The sequence below is a fragment of the Arthrobacter agilis genome, assembly GCF_030816075.1.
GTDB lineage: Bacteria > Actinomycetota > Actinomycetes > Actinomycetales > Micrococcaceae > Arthrobacter_D > Arthrobacter_D agilis_E.
On record NZ_JAUSXO010000001.1, the window covers coordinates 2,771,956 to 2,789,859 of the forward strand.

At 71.3% G+C, this 17,904-nt stretch carries 13 protein-coding genes; 8 read left to right on the forward strand and 5 right to left on the reverse strand.

Going from position 1 to position 17,904, the window contains the following annotated elements:
- Positions 1 to 264 precede the first annotated feature (264 nt).
- Positions 265 to 1,581, forward strand: a complete 1,317-nt coding sequence (locus QFZ50_RS12875) for a septum formation family protein (protein WP_307084751.1) — start codon at positions 265 to 267, stop codon at positions 1,579 to 1,581.
- 66 nt (positions 1,582 to 1,647) lie between these two features.
- Here QFZ50_RS12875 and clpB read toward each other — a convergent pair whose 3' ends face one another.
- Complete coding sequence (gene clpB / locus QFZ50_RS12880) at positions 1,648 to 4,269, reverse strand: ATP-dependent chaperone ClpB (protein ID WP_307084753.1); 2,622 nt, start codon at positions 4,267 to 4,269, stop codon at positions 1,648 to 1,650.
- Between the two features lie 162 nt (positions 4,270 to 4,431).
- On the opposite strand from clpB, the gene QFZ50_RS12885 reads away from it, so the two are divergent.
- The 5 genes from QFZ50_RS12885 to QFZ50_RS12905 all read left to right on the forward strand — a co-directional run bounded on the left by QFZ50_RS12885 (position 4,432) and on the right by QFZ50_RS12905 (position 11,875).
- Entirely contained in the window at positions 4,432 to 6,414 is a 1,983-nt protein-coding gene (locus tag QFZ50_RS12885; RefSeq protein ID WP_307084756.1) for a penicillin-binding transpeptidase domain-containing protein, read from the forward strand.
- Between the two features lie 140 nt (positions 6,415 to 6,554).
- Positions 6,555 to 8,057, forward strand: a complete 1,503-nt coding sequence (locus QFZ50_RS12890; protein ID WP_307084759.1) for a flotillin family protein — start codon at positions 6,555 to 6,557, stop codon at positions 8,055 to 8,057.
- A 250-nt stretch (positions 8,058 to 8,307) separates the two neighbouring features.
- Complete coding sequence (locus QFZ50_RS12895; protein ID WP_307084762.1) at positions 8,308 to 9,861, forward strand: APC family permease; 1,554 nt, start codon at positions 8,308 to 8,310, stop codon at positions 9,859 to 9,861.
- A 56-nt stretch (positions 9,862 to 9,917) separates the two neighbouring features.
- Positions 9,918 to 10,130, forward strand: coding sequence for a hypothetical protein (locus QFZ50_RS12900; protein ID WP_307084764.1), 213 nt, complete (start codon positions 9,918 to 9,920; stop codon positions 10,128 to 10,130).
- Complete coding sequence (locus QFZ50_RS12905) at positions 10,130 to 11,875, forward strand: amidase (RefSeq protein ID WP_307084766.1); 1,746 nt, start codon at positions 10,130 to 10,132, stop codon at positions 11,873 to 11,875. Before QFZ50_RS12900 ends, QFZ50_RS12905 begins: the two co-directional genes overlap by 1 nt.
- On the opposite strand, the gene QFZ50_RS12910 is transcribed toward QFZ50_RS12905, so the two are convergent.
- From QFZ50_RS12910 to QFZ50_RS12920, 3 genes are all read right to left on the reverse strand, one after another.
- A complete protein-coding gene (locus QFZ50_RS12910; RefSeq protein WP_307084768.1) occupies positions 11,872 to 12,273 on the reverse strand; it encodes a YccF domain-containing protein in 402 nt (133 codons plus the stop codon). The two genes, QFZ50_RS12905 and QFZ50_RS12910, sit on opposite strands and share 4 nt — an antisense overlap.
- Before the next feature lie 109 nt (positions 12,274 to 12,382).
- A complete protein-coding gene (locus QFZ50_RS12915; RefSeq protein WP_307084770.1) occupies positions 12,383 to 14,059 on the reverse strand; it encodes a DEAD/DEAH box helicase in 1,677 nt (558 codons plus the stop codon).
- A gap of 360 nt (positions 14,060 to 14,419) precedes the next feature.
- Complete coding sequence (locus QFZ50_RS12920) at positions 14,420 to 15,187, reverse strand: GAF and ANTAR domain-containing protein (protein WP_307084772.1); 768 nt, start codon at positions 15,185 to 15,187, stop codon at positions 14,420 to 14,422.
- A gap of 130 nt (positions 15,188 to 15,317) precedes the next feature.
- Here QFZ50_RS12920 and trmB point away from each other — a divergent pair, with 130 nt between their 5' ends.
- Both trmB and QFZ50_RS12930 read left to right on the forward strand, forming a co-directional pair.
- Entirely contained in the window at positions 15,318 to 16,196 is an 879-nt protein-coding gene (gene trmB / locus QFZ50_RS12925) for a tRNA (guanosine(46)-N7)-methyltransferase TrmB (RefSeq protein ID WP_307084774.1), read from the forward strand.
- Between the two features lie 27 nt (positions 16,197 to 16,223).
- On the forward strand, positions 16,224 to 17,255 hold the full coding sequence (locus QFZ50_RS12930) for a DUF695 domain-containing protein (protein WP_307084776.1): 1,032 nt from the start codon (positions 16,224 to 16,226) through the stop codon (positions 17,253 to 17,255).
- Positions 17,256 to 17,279: 24 nt separating this feature from the next.
- Here the strand turns inward: QFZ50_RS12930 and QFZ50_RS12935 are convergent, their stop codons facing one another.
- Positions 17,280 to 17,876, reverse strand: a complete 597-nt coding sequence (locus QFZ50_RS12935; RefSeq protein WP_307084777.1) for a TetR/AcrR family transcriptional regulator — start codon at positions 17,874 to 17,876, stop codon at positions 17,280 to 17,282.
- Positions 17,877 to 17,904: the final 28 nt, after the last annotated feature.

Sequence of the window (17,904 nt, forward strand, 5' to 3'; positions counted from 1 at the left end):
GTGGTCACTGGGGCACGAGGCCCAAGGCTGCAGCGAGGCCCCGGAGTATTTGGTCAAATTGTCGTAACTACAGGTTACATGCTTTCCCCGGCGTCCGAGTCGGTTCCGGTCGGCGGCTCGCGGGCCGTCGCGACGGCGCTCCGGTCCGCGTGGAGCACCCGCGCTGCGCCGGGCCCGTGCGCGGACGATGTTGGATAGAGTCGGAGCCACGCCGGAGCGCCCCGGCGGCGAGCCACCAGGAATGCAAGGAGACAGCGGCCCACCATGAGCAACGAGGAGCAGGCACAGAGGGAGTCCGGACGCGGCCCCGTGCCCGACAGGCGCGACGGGACGGACGGCCCGGCGGTGGTGGATCCCGACGACGTGGTCCTCGACGACGGCTCCTCGGTCCTCGACGACGGCGACGTCGCCGTCGACGCCCTCGAACCGGAGCTGTCGGTCTCCCCCGAGACCCTCGATCTGGACGAACCTGCACTCGAACCGGCGCGGATCAGCACGGACACCGCGGCGGCCGCGTCGCTGGACGAGGCGGCGGCCGAGGCCCGTGCCGTCGCCGCCGAAGCGGAGGAGACCGGGACGCTGGTCGGCGGGCCCATGCCCGCGGACGCCCCCCTCGTCCATGCCGCACCGGAGGGTACGGCGCCCGCCGGGGGTGCGGCCGGGGATACCGACGCCGCAACAGGCCCCGCACCCGATCCCGCGCCCGACGCCGCACCGGGCACGGTCGCCGGGGCCGACGCCGGCAGCCCCGGCGCTTCCGTCCCCGAGGTGGAGGACCCCGCGCCGCACAGCGCGTCCGGGCCGGGCGACGGCCCCGCGCCCGGCAGCGACGCCGGGGAACCGGCCGGCGGTCCCTATGCCTTCCAGCCCCAGGGCGGCGAGCCCGGTGATGGGCACCCGGGCCTGTACCCGGGCACCGATCCGGCCTTCATCGGAGCGGGAGGAGCAGCCGGTTCCGGGGGCACGGGAGCCACCGGCAGCGCAGGAACCACGGGAGCCTCCGAGGACTCCGCGGGACGTGGCTCCACCTCGGCACGGGCCGGCTGGGTTCCCGAGGCGTCCGGCGGGACGGAGGATCCCTCCGAGGGACTCCCCCTGCGCGACAGGACCCGCACCAGCAGCAGCAAGGCGCCGCTCCTGCTGGTGATCGGGGGCGCCGTCGTGCTCCTCGGGCTGCTCGTCTGGCTGCTCGTGACACTCTTCGGCGGATCAGACGACGAGGGGCGCACCGACCCGTCGTCGATCGCGGCCGGCGAATGCCTGGCCGACTTCACGGCGATCACGGAGGACGCGGCGCGGGTGGACTGCTCCGAACCCCACAACGCGCAGCTCGTGGCGAGCGAGAGCTATCCCGACGACGCCGAGTTCCCCGGCCGTGACCAGCTCGGCCTGCGCGCCGAGGCCGCGTGCGAGAGCGCCTCGGCCGGCATCGATCCGGAGGCCGTCACCGAGGACCTCCAGGTCACCCTGCTCCGTGCCACGCCGACGACGGAGACGTGGGCCGACGGCGACCGCCGGGTGGACTGCTTCGCCGTCGTCGAGAACGACGGCACCCTGAGCCGGAGCCTCCTCGGCCCCTGACCCGGCACGGCACGACGAAGGGGAGGAATCCGGCTGGGTTCCTCCCCTTCGTCCTGTGCGGGGGAACTACCGCGCGGCGTGCACGAGCAGGCCCTCCCCGTCCGCCGCATCCCCGAGGGCGTCCGCGTCCGGCTCCGGACGGTCGACGACGACGGTGTCGCCGTCGACGATCTCGCCCGCGAGGATGCCCCGGGCCAGGCGGTCGCCGATCTCGCGCTGCACGAGCCGGCGGAGCGGGCGTGCGCCGTACGCAGGGTCGAAGCCGGTGAGGGCGAGCCATTCGCTGGCGGCCTCGCTGACGTCGAGCTCGAGCCTCCGGTCGTGCAGCCGGTCCGCCAGCGCCTTGACCTGCAGATCCACGATCCGGGAGAGCTCGTCGAGGCTCAGCGGGTCGAACACCACGACGTCGTCGAGCCGGTTCAGGAACTCGGGCCGGAAGTTCGCGTTCACGGCGGACATCACGGCGGCGCGCTTCGTGGCGTCGTCGAGTGACGGGTCCACGAGGAACTGCGAGCCGAGGTTCGAGGTCAGCACGAGGATGACGTTGCGGAAGTCGACCGTGCGCCCCTGCCCGTCCGTCAGGCGGCCGTCGTCGAGCACCTGCAGCAGGAGGTCGAAGACCTCGGGGTGCGCCTTCTCCACCTCGTCGAGCAGCACGACGCTGTAGGGGCGGCGCCGGACGGCCTCCGTGAGCTGTCCGCCCTCCTCGTAGCCCACGTAGCCGGGAGGCGCACCGACGAGACGCGCCACCGAGTGCTTCTCCGAGTACTCGGACATGTCGATCCGGACCATCGCGCGCTCGTCGTCGAACAGGAAGTCCGCGAGCGCCTTCGCGAGTTCCGTCTTGCCCACACCCGTGGGGCCGAGGAACAGGAAGGAACCGGTGGGGCGGTTCGGGTCGGAGACGCCGGCCCGAGCACGGCGGACGGCGTCGGACACCGCTGCCACGGCCTTCTGCTGCCCGATCAGACGTGCACCGATCACCTCTTCCATGTGCAGCAGCTTCTCGCTCTCGCCCTGCAGCATGCGACCGGCGGGGATGCCCGTCCAGGCGGAGATCACTTCGGCGATGTCGTTGGCGGTGACCTCCTCGGCCACCATCAGTTCCGGTCCGCCGACGGTCTGCTCCTCCGCGGCCTGCGCCTCGCGCAGCTGCCGCTCCACCTGCGGGATCTCGCCGTAGAGGATGCGGGACGCCGTCTCGAGGTCGCCCTCGCGCTGGGCGCGGTCGGCCTGCGAGCGCAGATCGTCCAGGGACGCCTTCAGGTCGCCCACGCGGTTCAGGCCCGCCTTCTCGGACTCCCATCGCGCGTTCAGCCCGTCGAGGTCCTCCTGGCGGTCCGCCATCTCCGCGCGCAGGGCCTGCAGGCGCTCGAGGGACGCCTCGTCCTTCTCACGGGAGAGTGCCATCTCCTCCATGCGCATCCGCTCGAGGGCCCGGCGCAGCTCATCGATCTCCACGGGTGCGGAGTCGATCTCCATGCGCAGGCGCGAGGCGGCCTCGTCCACGAGGTCGATCGCCTTGTCCGGGAGCTGCCGGCCCGGGATGTACCGGTGGGACAGGGTGGCCGCGGCGACGAGCGCGGAATCCGCGATCGACACCTTGTGGTGGGCCTCGTAGCGCTGCTTCAGGCCACGCAGGATGCCGACCGTGTCGGTCACCGACGGCTCACCGACATAGACCTGCTGGAACCGGCGCTCGAGCGCCGGGTCCTTCTCGACGTTCTCGCGGTACTCGTCGAGCGTCGTCGCGCCGATGAGCCGCAGCTCGCCGCGCGCCAGCATGGGCTTGAGCATGTTGCCGGCATCCATCGAACCCTCGGATGCGCCGGCGCCGACCACGGTGTGGAGCTCGTCGATGAATGTGACGACCTGGCCGTTGGACGAGCGGATCTCCTCAAGCACGGCCTTCAGCCGCTCCTCGAACTCCCCGCGGTACTTCGCGCCCGCGATCATGGAGCCGAGGTCGAGGCTGATGAGGCTCTTCCCCCGGAGGGACTCCGGGACGTCCCCGGCGACCATGCGCTGCGCCAGGCCCTCGACGACGGCGGTCTTGCCCACGCCCGGCTCGCCGATCAGGACGGGGTTGTTCTTCGTGCGGCGGCTGAGCACCTGGACCACGCGGCGGATCTCGGCGTCCCGCCCGATCACCGGATCGAGCTTGCCGCTGCGGGCCACCTCGGTGAGATCCACGCCGAACTTCTCGAGGGCCTGGAAGGTGTTCTCGGGATCGGGGGTGGTCACGCGGCGGTCCCCGCGCACGCCGGGCAGCGCCGCGGCCAGGGCCTCGCGCGTGAGCCCCGAGGACCGGAGGATGCCGCCCGCGGCTCCGCCGTCGGCGGCGAGGGCGAGCAGGAGGTGCTCAGTGGAGACGAACTGGTCCCCCAGGGTCTCGGCCTCCTCCTTCGCGGCGTTGACCGCCTGCAGGGCGCCCCGCGAGAACTGCGGCTGCGCCACGGACGAGCCCGACGACGACGGCAGGGCCTTGATGGCGGAGCTCGCCTGGACACTCACGGTGTCGGGGTCGGCGCCCGCAGCCCTGAGGAGCGCGACGGCGATGCCTTCCCGCTGGTCCAGCAGGGCCTTGAGGAAGTGCGGGGTCTCGATCTGGGCATTGCCCGCCGTGGAGGCGTTCATGGCGGCAGCCGACAGCACCTCACGGCTCTTGGTGGTGAAATTGGTGTCCACGCGCGGATCCTTTCTGTCCTGATCCAGGGGTCATGCGAATACATTGAGTGTACTCGACTCAACTTTGTGGAGGGGTCGGATATTCCCCTGCATCCGGCGGGCGAGACGTGCCGGAGAGGCGAAGCGCCGGGCGGGGGGGTCGTCTCGGACATAATGAGGCGTATGGGGAAATTTCAGGGCGCCATGACCGTGCTGACCACCGCTGTCCTCGCCGTGAGCCTCGCGGCGTGCACCGGCGACCGTCCGACGGCCGAGGACGCGGCCCGCACGCTGGCCGAGGGCCTCGCCCGGCTCGACGTCGGGCAGTCCGCCTTCACGTCCGTCGAACCGGCCGCCGTGACCGGTGAGCTCGCGACCATCACGGACGGATTCGCGCCCGGCGCGCCGCAGGTTACGGTCGACGACGTGGAGGAGACGGGCGAGGACAGCGCGACGGCGACCCTCGACTACGTCTGGGACCTCGACGCCACGGACTCCGACTGGACCTACAGCACGACGGCGGACCTTACGCGCGTCGAGGACGTGTGGCAGGTCGCCTGGGAACCGTCCGTGTTCGTCCCGAACCTCCTGCCGGAGGAGAAGCTGACGCTGACCCGCGTGCCGGGCGACCGCGGCGACATCACCGGGGCGCGCGGCGAGGTCCTCGTCACGCAGCGGCCCGTCATCCGGGTCGGGATCGACAAGACGAGCGTCCCCGCCGACCAGCAGGCCGCTTCCGCGCGGGCCCTCGCCACGCTGCTCGAGCTCGACCCCGCCGAGTACGAGCAGCAGGTCGCGGACGCGGGCGCCGAGGCGTTCGTGGTGGGGCTCGTGCTGCGCGACGATGCCGGCCGCACGGTGACCGACGCCCAGATCGACGCCATCCCCGGCGCCCTCCGGCAGGCCGACACCCTCGAACTCGCGCCGACCCGCACCTTCGCCCGCGAACTCCTCGGCAGCGTCGGCGAAGCCACCGAGGAACTCGTGGAGCAGTCCGACGGCGCCGTCACCGCGGGCGACATCACCGGCCTCGGGGGCCTGCAGCTGCAGCACAACGCCCAGCTCGCCGGGACTCCCGGCCTGGAGGTGAACGCGGCCCCGGTCGACGCCCCTGGCACTCCAACCCAGCAGCTGTTCGCCCGGCCGGCCGTGGACGGCACCGATCTCGCGACCACGCTCGATCCCCGCCTGCAGACCCTCGGCGAGGAGGTGCTCGCGGACGAGCCCTCGGCGTCGTCGATCGTGGCCGTCCGGCCCAGCACGGGCGAGATCCTCGCGGCCGCCAACGGCCCGGGCAGTGACGGACTGCAGACGGCGCTGCTGGGCCAGTACCCGCCCGGTTCCACGTTCAAGGTGGCCACGAGCCTCGCGCTCCTCCGAAAGGGCCTCACGCCGGAGTCACCCACCGAGTGCTCCGAGGAGGTGACGGTGGACGGCCGGACGTTCAACAACGCCAGCACCTACCCCGCACAGTTCCTCGGCACCATCCCGCTCCTCGAGACCTTCGCGCAGTCGTGCAACACGGGGTTCATCTCGGCACGGGACACGATCACCCAGGCTGATCTCGCGGCCGCCGCCACCGACCTCGGTATCGGGGTGGAGGCGAGCATCGGCACGCCCGCGTTCTTCGGTTCCGTGCCCACGGAGGCGGAGGGGACCGCCCACGCCGCCGCGATGATCGGCCAGGGCGAGGTCCTCGTCTCCCCCCTCTCACTCGCGACCATGGCCGCGTCCGTCGGCGCGGGGACGCGCGTGACGCCCACGCTCCTCGCGGCCGGCGAGTCCACCGACCTGGACCCCGGGTCCGAGGATGCCGCGGCGACGGCCGCGCCGACCACCGACGCCTCGCCGTCGGCCTCCGCTGCACCGTCCGCGCAGGCCGCGCCCAGCGCCCTCACCGCGGCCGAGTCCTCGACGCTGAAGACGCTCATGGCCGCCGTCGTCGCGCAGGGCGGCGCGCAGCTGCTGAAGGACGTGCCGGGCGCGCCCGTCCTGGCCAAGACGGGCACCGCGGAGTTCGGCAGCGAGACACCGCCGCGCACCCACGCCTGGGTGGTGGCCCTGCAGGGCGACCTCGCCGTGGCCGTCTTCGTCGAGGAGGGTGAGCTCGGATCCACCTCCGGCGGCCCCCTCATGCAGGCGTTCCTCACGGGGGCCGCCGGGTAACAGCCACCGCCCGCCGGAACGGCGGGAATCCACTTCGATGACATGGGGGTCAGATCAGCACAGTGAACACGACAGCTTGATCATCCTCCGGCGCCACCAGGTGCGCCGGAGGCAATTCGAAGACCGTTGAAAGGGTCGCAGTGGATCTCACGTTCATCCCGCTCATCATCGGCGCGGTGGTATTGCTCGTTCTCATCGTCGTCGTCATCGTGCTCGCCCGGATGGCTCTGCACATCGCCAGCCCGGACCAGGCACTCATCATCTCGTCGAGGGACAGCAAGGGGCAGCCGGACCCCGACAGCCAGCGCGTCGTCTTCGGCCGCATCTTCATCAACCCCTTCGCGCAGCGCGCCTATCCCCTGTCCCTCGCCTCACGCCAGGTGTCCCTGCGCATCGAGGGCATCTCCAAGAACGGCATCAAGCTGCACCTGACGGGCGTCGCCCAGGTGAAGGTCGGCGGGGACGCCGACGCCGTCCGCAAGGCGGCCCAGCGCTTCCTGAACCAGCAGGACGCCATCGACCACTACACGCAGGAGACGCTCTCGGGTTCGCTGCGCTCCATCGTGGGTACCCTGACGGTCGAGTCGATCATCCGGGACCGCGCCACCTTCGCGAAGAGCGTCAAGGAGGAGGCGGAGCACTCCATGCACAACCAGGGCCTGGAGATCGACACGTTCCAGATCCAGTCCGTGGACGACGACTCCGGGTACCTGAAGAACCTCGGCCGGCCCGAGGCGGCGCTGGCCGAGCGCAACGCCAAGATCGCCGAGGCCCGCTCCATGCAGGAGTCCGAGCAGGCCCGCGCCCTGTCCGACGAGCAGGTGGCCCTCGCGCAGCAGCAGCTCATCATCCGCCGTGCGGAACTGAAGGAGGAGGCGGACGCCCGCCAGGCGCGCGCCGATGCCGCCGGGCCGCTCGCCCAGGCGGAACAGCAGGAGCAGGTCATCATGCGCGAGCAGCAGGTCGCCCAGCGGCGTGCCGAGCTCCGCGAGCGCGAGCTCGACACGGAGGTGCGCAAGCCCGCCGACGCCGAGAAGTACCGCCTCATCCAGCAGGCCGACGCGAAGCTCGAGGAGCGGCGCCGGGCCTCCGAGGCCAGCGAGATCGAGGCGCGCGTGGATCTCGCCCGCCGCAAGCTCGTCGCGGAGGGCGACCGCGTAGCAGCAGAGGCGGACGCCGCCGCGAACACCGCACGCGGTACCGCCGAGGCGTCGATCAACGAGGCCAGGGGCCGCGCCGACGCAGCCGTCATCGCCTCCCGCGGTGACGCCGAGGCCGGATCGACGGAGGCGCGCGGCAAGGCCGAGGCAGCAGGCATCGCGGCGCAGGCCGAGGCCTACGAGAAGTTCAACCAGGCCGCCATCCTGTCGAAGGTCCTCGAGGTCCTTCCCGCGATGGCGCGTGAGATCGCAGCACCAATGGCGGCGATCGACACCATGACCGTGGTCTCCAACGACGGTGCGAGCCAGCTGAGCAGGAATGTGTCGAGTGGCGTCCACCAGACCACCCAGATGGTGAAGGACACCACGGGGCTCGACATCATCGCGCTCCTCGGCGATCTGATGAAGAACGCCGGCACGTCCTCGATGAACGGTTCCGGCGGGTCCGCCGCAGCCAACGGGTCCACCGGCTCCGGGTCCTAGTACCGCGCGACCGGGAAGGGTCGTCACCGCTCCGGCGGTGGCGGCCCTTCCTGCCGTCCGGGGCCGATCCCGTGCTTCCGGGCCCTTCCCAAAGCCGACGGCACGCCCTACAGTGGTCCGAGTAAATGAATGCCATTCATTTTGAGGTGCGGGTCACGCCCACCTGCGGCCGGGATCCGTTCCGGCCGGATCCAACCCGGTGGGCGACTCGACGACGAGGCGTCCACCCTGCTGAAGAAGGCCTGCCATCGTGTCCAACACCACGCCCAGCCAGACCACGCTCCCCGGTGCCCGCGCCGTCGGTGAGACGGGGACATCACCGAAGGGCCTCGCCCGTGGCCAGCTCGGACTGCTCGCCATCGTCATCATCGGCATCTCGACGATCGCGCCCGCCTACGTCCTGACCAGCACCCTGGGCCTCACGGTCGCGGAGATCGGTGTCCACCTACCCGCCATCTTCATCGTCGGCTTCGTCCCCATGTTCCTCGTCGCCCTCGCCTACAAGGAGCTCAACGCCGACTCCCCGGACAGCGGGACCACCTTCACGTGGGTCACGAAGGCCTTCGGCCCCTTCGTCGGATGGATGGGCGGCTGGGGCCTGCTCGCGGCGAACATCATCGTCCTGTCCAACCTCGCCGGCGTGGCCGTGGACTTCTTCTACCTGTTCATCGGACAGCTCACCGGGAACGCCTCCATCGCGGACCTGACCACGAACAAGACCGTCAACATCATCACCTGCCTGGTCTTCATGGCGGCTGCGGTGTGGGTGTCCTGCCGGGGTATCCGCACCACGCGCACGGTGCAGTACGTCCTCGTCGGCTTCCAGCTGCTCGTCCTCACCTGGTACACCGTCCAGGCCTTCGCCCGCATCGCTGCCGGCAACGCCTCCGGCCTCGCCTTCAGCTGGGAGTGGTTCAACCCCTTCGGCATCGAGAGCTTCTCCGCCTTCGCCGCCGGCCTGTCGCTCTCCATCTTCGCGTTCTGGGGCTGGGACGTCTGCCTCACCGTCAGCGAGGAGGCCACCAACGGCCGCCGGACCTCGGGCCTGGCCGCGACCGTCGCGGCGGTCGCCATCCTCGTGATCTACCTCCTCGGGTCCATCGCGACCGTCATGTTCGCCGGCGTCGGCGACACCGGGATCGGGCTGAACAATCCGGACAACTCCGAGAACGTGTTCACCTCCCTCGCAACGCCCGTGATGGGTCCGTTCGCGATCCTGCTGTCACTCGCCGTCCTCTCGAGCTGCGGGGCCTCGCTGCAGTCCACGTTCGTGTCACCTGCCCGCACGCTCCTCGCCATGGGCTACTACCGGGCACTGCCGTCCCGGTTCGCCAGGGTCAGCACGCGCTTCAACTCGCCCGTCTATGCGACGGTGTTCTCCGGCGTCGTCTCGGCGGCCTTCTACGCCCTGATGCGCATCATCAGCGAGAACGTCCTCAACGACACCATCCAGGCGCTCGGCCTCATGATCTGCTTCTACTACGGGCTGACCGCCCTGGCCTGCGTCTGGTACTTCAGGGCGACACTGTTCAGCAGCGTCCGGAACGTCGTGTACCGGCTCTGCGCACCTCTGCTCGGGGGGATCGGACTGATCGTCGTCTTCCTCCAGACCGCAGTGGACAGCTGGGACCCGGCGTTCGGCAGCGGTTCGGAGCTCTTCGGGGTGGGACTCGTCTTCGTCATCGGTATCGGCATCCTCGTGGCCGGCGTCGTCGTGATGCTCATCGTCCGTCGGAGGGACCCCGGCTTCTTCCGCGGCCGGACCCTGACCAGCGACTCGTCGTCGCTCGTAATTCCCGACTGACACCTCCGGCAGCCCGCCCGCTCCGTCCAGACACCCCCGGTCCCGGAAGGACTCCCGTGCATCACCGACCCCACGACAGCACGTCCACCCTCGCGACGGAGGCAGCCCCCGGACGGGCGATCCCCCCGGCACAGCGGCTGCCCGCGGCGCGGGACCATGAGGTCCCGCGCCTGCCCGAGACCGTCCTCGAACAGGCCGTGGCCGCGGACGGCACCGGCCGCACGATCATCGGCGCGTCCGCCCCGCGCAGCACGGGCGGCGGCGCCTGATGGCCTTCGACGTGGTGGAGACGACGATCGCGGAGCTGAGGGACGCCCTGCAGACGGGTGCGGCGACCAGCGAGGAGCTCGTCACCGGCTACCTCCGCCGGATCGAGGCGTTCGATCGGGGCGGGCCCCGGTTGAACTCCGTCGTCGTGCTGAACCCCGACGCACTCGACGAGGCGCGCGCGTCGGACCGCCGTCGTGCCGAGGGGCGGGTCCTGGGCCCGCTCGACGGCATCCCCTACACGGCGAAGGACAGCTACAAGGTCGAGGGCCTGACCGTCGCGGCCGGGTCACCCGCCTTCGAGGATCTCGTCGCCGGGCAGGACGCCTTCACCATCGGGCGCCTCCGCGGCGCCGGTGCTGTCCTGATCGGCCTCACGAACATGCCGCCCATGGCCAACGGGGGCATGCAGCGCGGACTCTACGGCCGGGCCGAGAGCCCCTACAACGCCGACTACCTGACCGCGGCCTTCGCCTCCGGGTCCTCGAACGGGTCGGGGACCGCGACCGCCGCGAGCTTCGCCGCCTTCGGACTCGCGGAGGAGACCTGGTCCTCGGGCCGGGCGCCCGCCTCCAACAACGGGTTGTGCGCGTACACGCCGTCCCGCGGGGTCATCTCCGTCCGCGGCAACTGGCCCCTCGTCCCCACCATGGACGTGGTGGTGCCGCATGCCCGGACCATGGCGGACCTCCTCGAGGTCCTCGACGTGATCGTCGCGGACGACACCGAGACGCGCGGGGACTTCTGGCGGATGCAGCCCTGGCTCCCCATCCCCCCTGCATCGGCGCTCCGGCCCGCTTCCTACACGGCCCTCCGCCCGGCCACGGCGACCGCGGCGCGCGGGGTGCTGGCGGGCATCCGCCTGGGCGTCCCCCGCATGTACATCAACGCCGACCCCGCTGCCGGGACGTCCGAGACACCCGGGATCGGCGGACCGACCGGACAGCGCATCGCCACCCGCGCGTCGGTCATCACCCTCTGGGAGGCGGCCCGCCGCGACCTCGAGGACGCCGGCGCGGAGGTGGTGGACGTCGACTTCCCCGTGGTCTCCCACTACGAGGGCGACCGCCCGGGAGCACCGACCATCTCCACGCGCGGACTCGTGAGCCAGGACTTCCTGCGCACGGAGATCACCGACCTGACCTCGTGGGCCTGGCACGACTTCCTGCAGGCCAACGGCGACCCGACGCTCTCCAGCCTCGCCGACGTCGACGGCCCGGCGATCTTCCCGCCACCGGAAGGAGCCCTCCCGGACCGCTATCACGGCTTCGACGACGACATCACCGGGTACCCGGCGCACATCCGCGGGCGCAGCATCAGCGGGCTCGCGGACATCCCCCACCTGGCGGAGGGGCTGCGGGGGCTCGAGGAGACACGGCGGGTGGACCTGGACGAGTGGATGGACGTGCACGGGCTCGACGCCGTGGTCTTCCCGGCGGCTGCGGACATCGGGCCCGCGGACAGCGACCGGGACCCCGCGTCGGCCGACACCGCCTGGCGCAACGGCGTCTGGGTCTCCAACGGGAACCTCGTCCCACGGCATCTGGGCATCCCGACGGTCACCGTCCCGATGGGACTGCTCGAGGACCTGCGGATGCCGGTCGGCCTGACGTTCGCCGGACCCGCCTACGCCGACACGCGCCTGCTCGAACTCGCGGCCGCCTTCGAACGCACCGGCGCCTCCCGGCGCGTCGCTCCACCCCGGGCACCCCGGCTGGACGCGGGTGCCCGAGCCGGCGGCGCCTAGCGGTAGGTGGGCAGGTAGGTGCCCGACGACGGGACGATCACCTTGCCGAGCGGGGCCAGCGATACCGGGATGAGCTTGAGGTTGGCGATCCCCAGCGGGATCCCGATGATGCTGGCGAACATCGGGATGGCCGTCAGCACGTGGCCGATGGCGATCCAGATCCCGGCGACGAGCAGCCAGATGACGTTGCCCACCGCGGTGAAGCCGTTCGTGCGGGCACCCCGGTTCACGACGGTCTGGCCGAAGGGCCACAGCGCGTACATGCCGATCCGGAACGACGCGACGCCGAACGGGATGGTCACGATCAGCAGGCAGCAGATGATCCCTGCCGCGAAGTAGCCGAGGGCGAGCCAGATGCCGCCGAACAGGAGCCAGATGACGTTCAGGATTGCGCTCATCCGCCCATTGTTCCCCACCCGCCGGACGGGCGCACCACCTCCGGACAAAAGGAAGGACCCCTACCCGTCCGGGTAGGGGTCCTTCCGTCGTGCCGGGACCGGGGGTCGGTCAGCGGGTGCGGCGATCGTTCGACGCCGGCGCGCTCGCCCTGCGGGAACCGGGGGCGCGGCGTGCGCCCTCGGTCCGCGGGGCCGACGACGGCGCGTGGCTGCGCTGGCCGCCTGCGGCGGGGGCTCCCGCAGCGGTGCGGCGGACGGCGTCACCGACACGCTGGCCGGAGGCGGGACGGCGGCTGCGCGTCGTCGTCTCCGAGGCGGTGCGGGGCTCGTCTGCCCGGCGGCGCGAGCCGCCGGTCCTCGGAGCGGTACCGGCGTCGGACCCGAAGCGGGGTGCCTGCGGCTGGTCCTTGCGGCGGTCGGCCCGGTTGCCCTGGGACGCCTGCGGATCAGCGGACACGCGTCCGCGCCCACCGCGTCCACCACGGCCTCCGGCCGCAGGGGCGGCCGCACCGCGACGGGCGCGCTTGCGCTCGGCGTTGGCGCCGGTCGAGGTGCCCTCGCCGCGGGCGGACTCACGGGACGCCAGGAGCGCCGCGCGGGTGCGGGGATCGATCTTCTCCGCGAGCTCGCCGGTCAGGGACAGCACCAGCGGGGAGGTCGCCTTGACGGTCTCGAACGCGACGTCCACGCCTGCGGCCTTCATCAGCTTGTGCACCTCCGACTTCTGCTCGGGCAGGGTGATGGTGACCACCGTTCCCGAGGAGCCGGCACGGGCCGTGCGGCCCGAGCGGTGCAGGTACGCCTTGTGTTCCGTGGGCGGATCCACGTGGACCACGAGCTCGACGTCGTCGACGTGCACGCCGCGGGCGGCCACGTCGGTGGCGACCAGGACACGGACGTCGCCCGAGGAGAACTCGGCCAGGTTCCTGTCCCGGGCGTTCTGGGACAGGTTGCCGTGGAGATCGACGGCGGGGATGCCGGCATCGGTCAGGGTCTTGGCGAGCTTCCGGGCGTGGTGCTTGGTGCGCATGAAGAGCAGGCGACGCCCGGTGCCCGAGGCGAGCTGGACGATGAGCTGCTTCTTCTGGGTCTGGTCGCCGACCATGAGCACGTGGTGCTCCATGGTGGTGACCGCGGCCTGCGGATCGTCGACCGAGTGGGTGACGGGGTTGGTCATGTAGCGGTTGACCACCTTGTCCACGCCGTTGTCGAGCGTGGCCGAGAACAGCAGTCGCTGGCCGTCGGCGGGCGTGGTGTCGAGGAGCTTCTTCACGACGGGCAGGAAGCCGAGATCGGCCATGTGATCGGCCTCGTCGAGGATGGTGACCTCCACGGACTCGAGCGTGATGAGCTTCTGGCGCATCAGGTCCTCGAGGCGTCCCGGGCAGGCGATGACGATGTCGACGCCTGCGCGCAGCGCCTTCTCCTGGCGCTGCTGGGACACGCCGCCGTAGATCACCGTGGTGTTGAGTCCGAGCTCCTTGGCGAGCGGCTCGACGGTGGCGTTGATCTGGGTGGCGAGCTCACGCGTGGGAGCGAGCACGAGCGCCAGGGGGCGCCCGGGCTTGCGGCGGTAGGCCGCTTCCTGCTCGGCGAGGCGGGCGACCATCGGCAGCGCGAAGGCGAGGGTCTTGCCCGAGCCGGTGCGGCCGCGGCCGAGGACGTCGCGCCCGGCCAGGGAGTCCGGGAGGGACTTGACCTGGATGGGGAATGGTTCGGTGATGCCCTGCGCGGCGAGGTTCTCGACCAGCGCTTTGGGCACACCGAGGGCAGCAAAAGTAGTCATGTGAAGTACACGAGCTTTCTTCTCATACTCCCCGGCACCGGTCGGTGCGGGGGTTCGCCGAAGAAAAGTCAGACAGTGTCCACCGCGCTTCCGGATGCCGGGAGCTGGATGCGGGACAAAAGAATGCGTTCTAGCGACGCAGGCTGCGCATCTCACTGGCGGAACCGATCCGCCCTGCGCAGGCAAGTGTTCCCAGTTTACCAGCAGAACGCCCCCGATCCCGCATCGGCGCAGGTCACACGGCGGAGACACCCGGTCCGTGACGGGCCCGTGCGACCTCCCGCCGCGACGGTGACCCTGCGTGAGGGTGCAGAACCGACACCGGCTCCGGCCGGGAGGCGCACCGTCGGCACGGCCGGCCTACGGGTGGGCGGGCGGGGGCTGCCTGCCCTGACGGTGCCGGACCGCCAGGTCGCCGCGGGCCGCGAGCTGCTCGGCGACCTCGATCAGCCTGGTGTTCGTCGTGGTGCTCGCCGAGGACAGGACGAGGAACGCCTCGTGGGCGGTGAGCTTGTGGCGTTCCATCAGGATGCCCTTGGCCTGGCCGATCACGTCCCGGTTCACGAGCGCCGCGGTGAGGTTCGAGATCTCCTGGGCATCGGCGAGCGCGATCGCGGCGTGCGCGGCGACGAGGAGGCCCACCTGCTCGCACTCCTCCCCGAATTCACCGACCTCCGACCCGTACAGGTTGAGGGCGCCGAGATTGTCGCGGTCCACGGACAGCTGGAACGAGAGCATGCTGCGCGCCCCGGCATCCCAGGCGCGCTGCGCGAGGTCGGGCCAGCGGGGATCGTCCCGGACGTTGGGGACCCGGACGATCCGCTGTTTGAAGACCGCATCGAGGCACGGGCCCTGACCGGTCTCCGTCTGCAGGGCGTCGATGATCCTGGGCAGCTCCCCGGACGCGGCCCGGGATTCCACGCGGCGGCGTGCGCGGACGAGGCTGACCGATGCCGCGGTGGCCGCCGGGATCAGCGAGAGAGCCGCGTGGACGATCCCGGTGAGGGTCGAGTCCACGTCCGGTTGCCGCCGGAGGTCCCGTGCGAGCTCGCTCAGCTGCGTCGCCAGGTCACCGGTGGCCCCACCGCGTCCCGATCCCGCCGACACCGGACCAAAACCCGTATTCATCGCGCGCCTCCTCGGGTTCGTGACCTCACTCTGCCACCGTCCTCCTGCTCACACCAGAGCACCGCCTGCCGGCCCGGAGGGCGGGACGGGTGCAGTGCCCGCCGATGAGCTGCCGGTAGCCTTGGGACTGATGGAGCCTCAAGCACACACCCCCGACCAGCCGCACCGCACGCAGCCCGTGTCCTTCGTCCGTCGGGGCTCGCGCCTCCAGGGCCGGCGGCGCGAGGCGTGGGACGAACTCGCCGAGGACTTCCTCGTCGACGTGCCGCGCGTCGCGAACGCGGACACCTCCGTGGCCCCGGGGTTCGTGTTCGACGCCGGCACGGCCTTCGGGCGGACCGCACCGCTCGTCGTCGAGGTGGGTTCGGGACTCGGCGAGGCCATCACGCATGCCGCCGAGCTCGACCCGGACCGCGACTACCTGGCCCTCGAGGTCTATCGTCCGGGACTCGCCCAGACCATGCTGCGGATCAGCCAGAAGGACCTGACGAACGTGCGGACCGCTCAGGTCAATGCGACCGAGGCCTTCGCGGGCATGATCCCCGCGTCCTCCGTCGCCGAGCTGTGGACCTTCTTCCCCGACCCCTGGCACAAGGCCCGGCACCACAAGCGCCGGCTCGTCAAGGAGGACTACGTGGACCTGGCGGCACGCGTCCTCGAGCCCGGCGGCATCTTCCGCCTGGCCACCGACTGGTCCAGCTACGCCGTGCAGATGCGTGCCGTCCTGGACGCGAGCGCGCACTTCGAGAACCTGCACGACGGCGAACGTGCGGGCACCGCCAGCCCCCTCACCCAGGTGTGGGAGAGCGGGGTGGAGTCCGTGGTGGGCGGCGCGCCGGTGCGCGAGGGCCGCGACCCGGTGAGCACCGGGAACACGGGCGTCAACGAGGGCATCGACGAACTGGGCGGGTGGGCACCGCGGTTCGAGGGCCGGACCCTCACGAGTTTCGAGAACAAGGCGATCAAGGCCGGACGGATGGTCTTCGACCTCACCTACCGCCGTCGCTGACCCGAGGACACCAGGGAAACGGGGACCATGGCACTCTTCAGCCGACGCGCACGGCCCGGACGCGCACACCGCGGGGACCCCATCGTCGCGTTCTGGCAGTGGTGGGCCGAGGAGGGCGAGGATCTGCTGACCACCGCGACCCGGGCCGGTGACTTCGAGGCCTACGTCGACGTGATGACCCGGAAGGTGAGGGCGATCGCCCACGGTCTCGAGTGGGAGACCCGGACCGGCGTCGACGCCGAGCACACGCTGTGCGTGTCCAGCGGAGGCGATCCCGCCCTGCGCCCCGTGGCCGAGCGCTGGTACCGGGCGTCGCCGCCGTCGAGCCGGCGCTGGGAGTTCATCCCCGCTCGCAGCGCCAGGCCGGACATGCTCGACTCCACCATCACCTACCGCGGCAGGACGTTCGACCTGAGCCGCACCCGCGTGCACGCTGCCGTGACGCTCAAGGGCGACGGGTTCATCGTCTCCGTGTACAACCCCGGGTTCACCGGCCAGTGGGACGACGAGCACGGCCTGTGCGTGCTGCTGCTCGAATGGCTGCTCGGGGAGGACGACGTGGAACGCTGGGTGCGCCGCGTGGACTGCATCGTGAACGACGTCGTGGACAGCGTCCCGGCCGTGGACCTGCCGTCCCGGGTGGCCGGACTGGCGCGGACACTGCCCGCTCCGGGCTGGCTCGTGATGCAGGGGACGCTCGGGGCGGGCGACCCGATCCTCGTGCGGGTCCTGCGTCCGCTGCGCTGGATCGACCACCCCCGCTTCGACCTGCACACCGCGTTGCGCGTCCCGTTCGACGCCGATGAACGGGGCCTCCCCCGGCCCGAGGCACTGGCGACGCTGGACGAGCTCGAGGAGGCTCTCGTGCGCGCCCTCGGCCCCCGCGGGATGCTCGTCGCGGTCGAGACCTCGAAGGGCGCACGGACGTTCCACTTCTACTCGGACTCGGAGGACCAGAACGGGCGGGACGTCCTCGACGCGGCCGCACGCGAACGTCGACCCGTGTCCGCCCGGCATGCGCTCGATCCCGGGTGGAGGAAGGTACAGGACTTCGCGTGAGGCGCGCTCCGGCCGGCGGGAGCGTCAGCGTCGGACCGCCGGTGCCGCCGCCCCGACGGCATGCAGCGCCAGGGCGGCGATGCTGCGGCCCTCTGCGGTGGCCGCGTCCACATCCGCTCCGCGGAGGATCATCCCGAGCACCCCGGTGTAGACCAGGACGATCCGGCGCGCCAGGAGGGGTGCCTGCTCCGCGCCCACGACGGGCCCGGCGAGGTCCTCGAGCCGGCCGAGGAGCAGCCGGGTATCGGCGGCGAGCGTGTCCTGCAGGTCGCGCCCGGGGTGCGGGGTCTCCGCAGCGACGCCCAGGAACACGCACCACCGCGAGGGGGTGAGCGCTCGCCGGTGGCGGGAGAGGGCCGTGAAGACTGCGAGCAGCTTCTCCTCGCGGCTGTCGGCGTCGTCGATGCACTCCTGCCACGTGGTGTCCCACCGGGCGAGCCTGCGGCGCAGGGCCTCGGTGATCAGGCCTTCCTTGTTGCCGAAGTGCGCATAGAGGGTGGCGGGTGACACCCGCGCGCGGTCGAGGATCGCGTCGACGGAGGTGATGTTCACCCCCTGCGTGGCTGCCAGGTCTTCCGCCGCATCGAGGAGCCGGTCCCGGGCAGTTGGTTGTGATGCCATGGGACAAGGGTATAACGTTCGTTTCAAT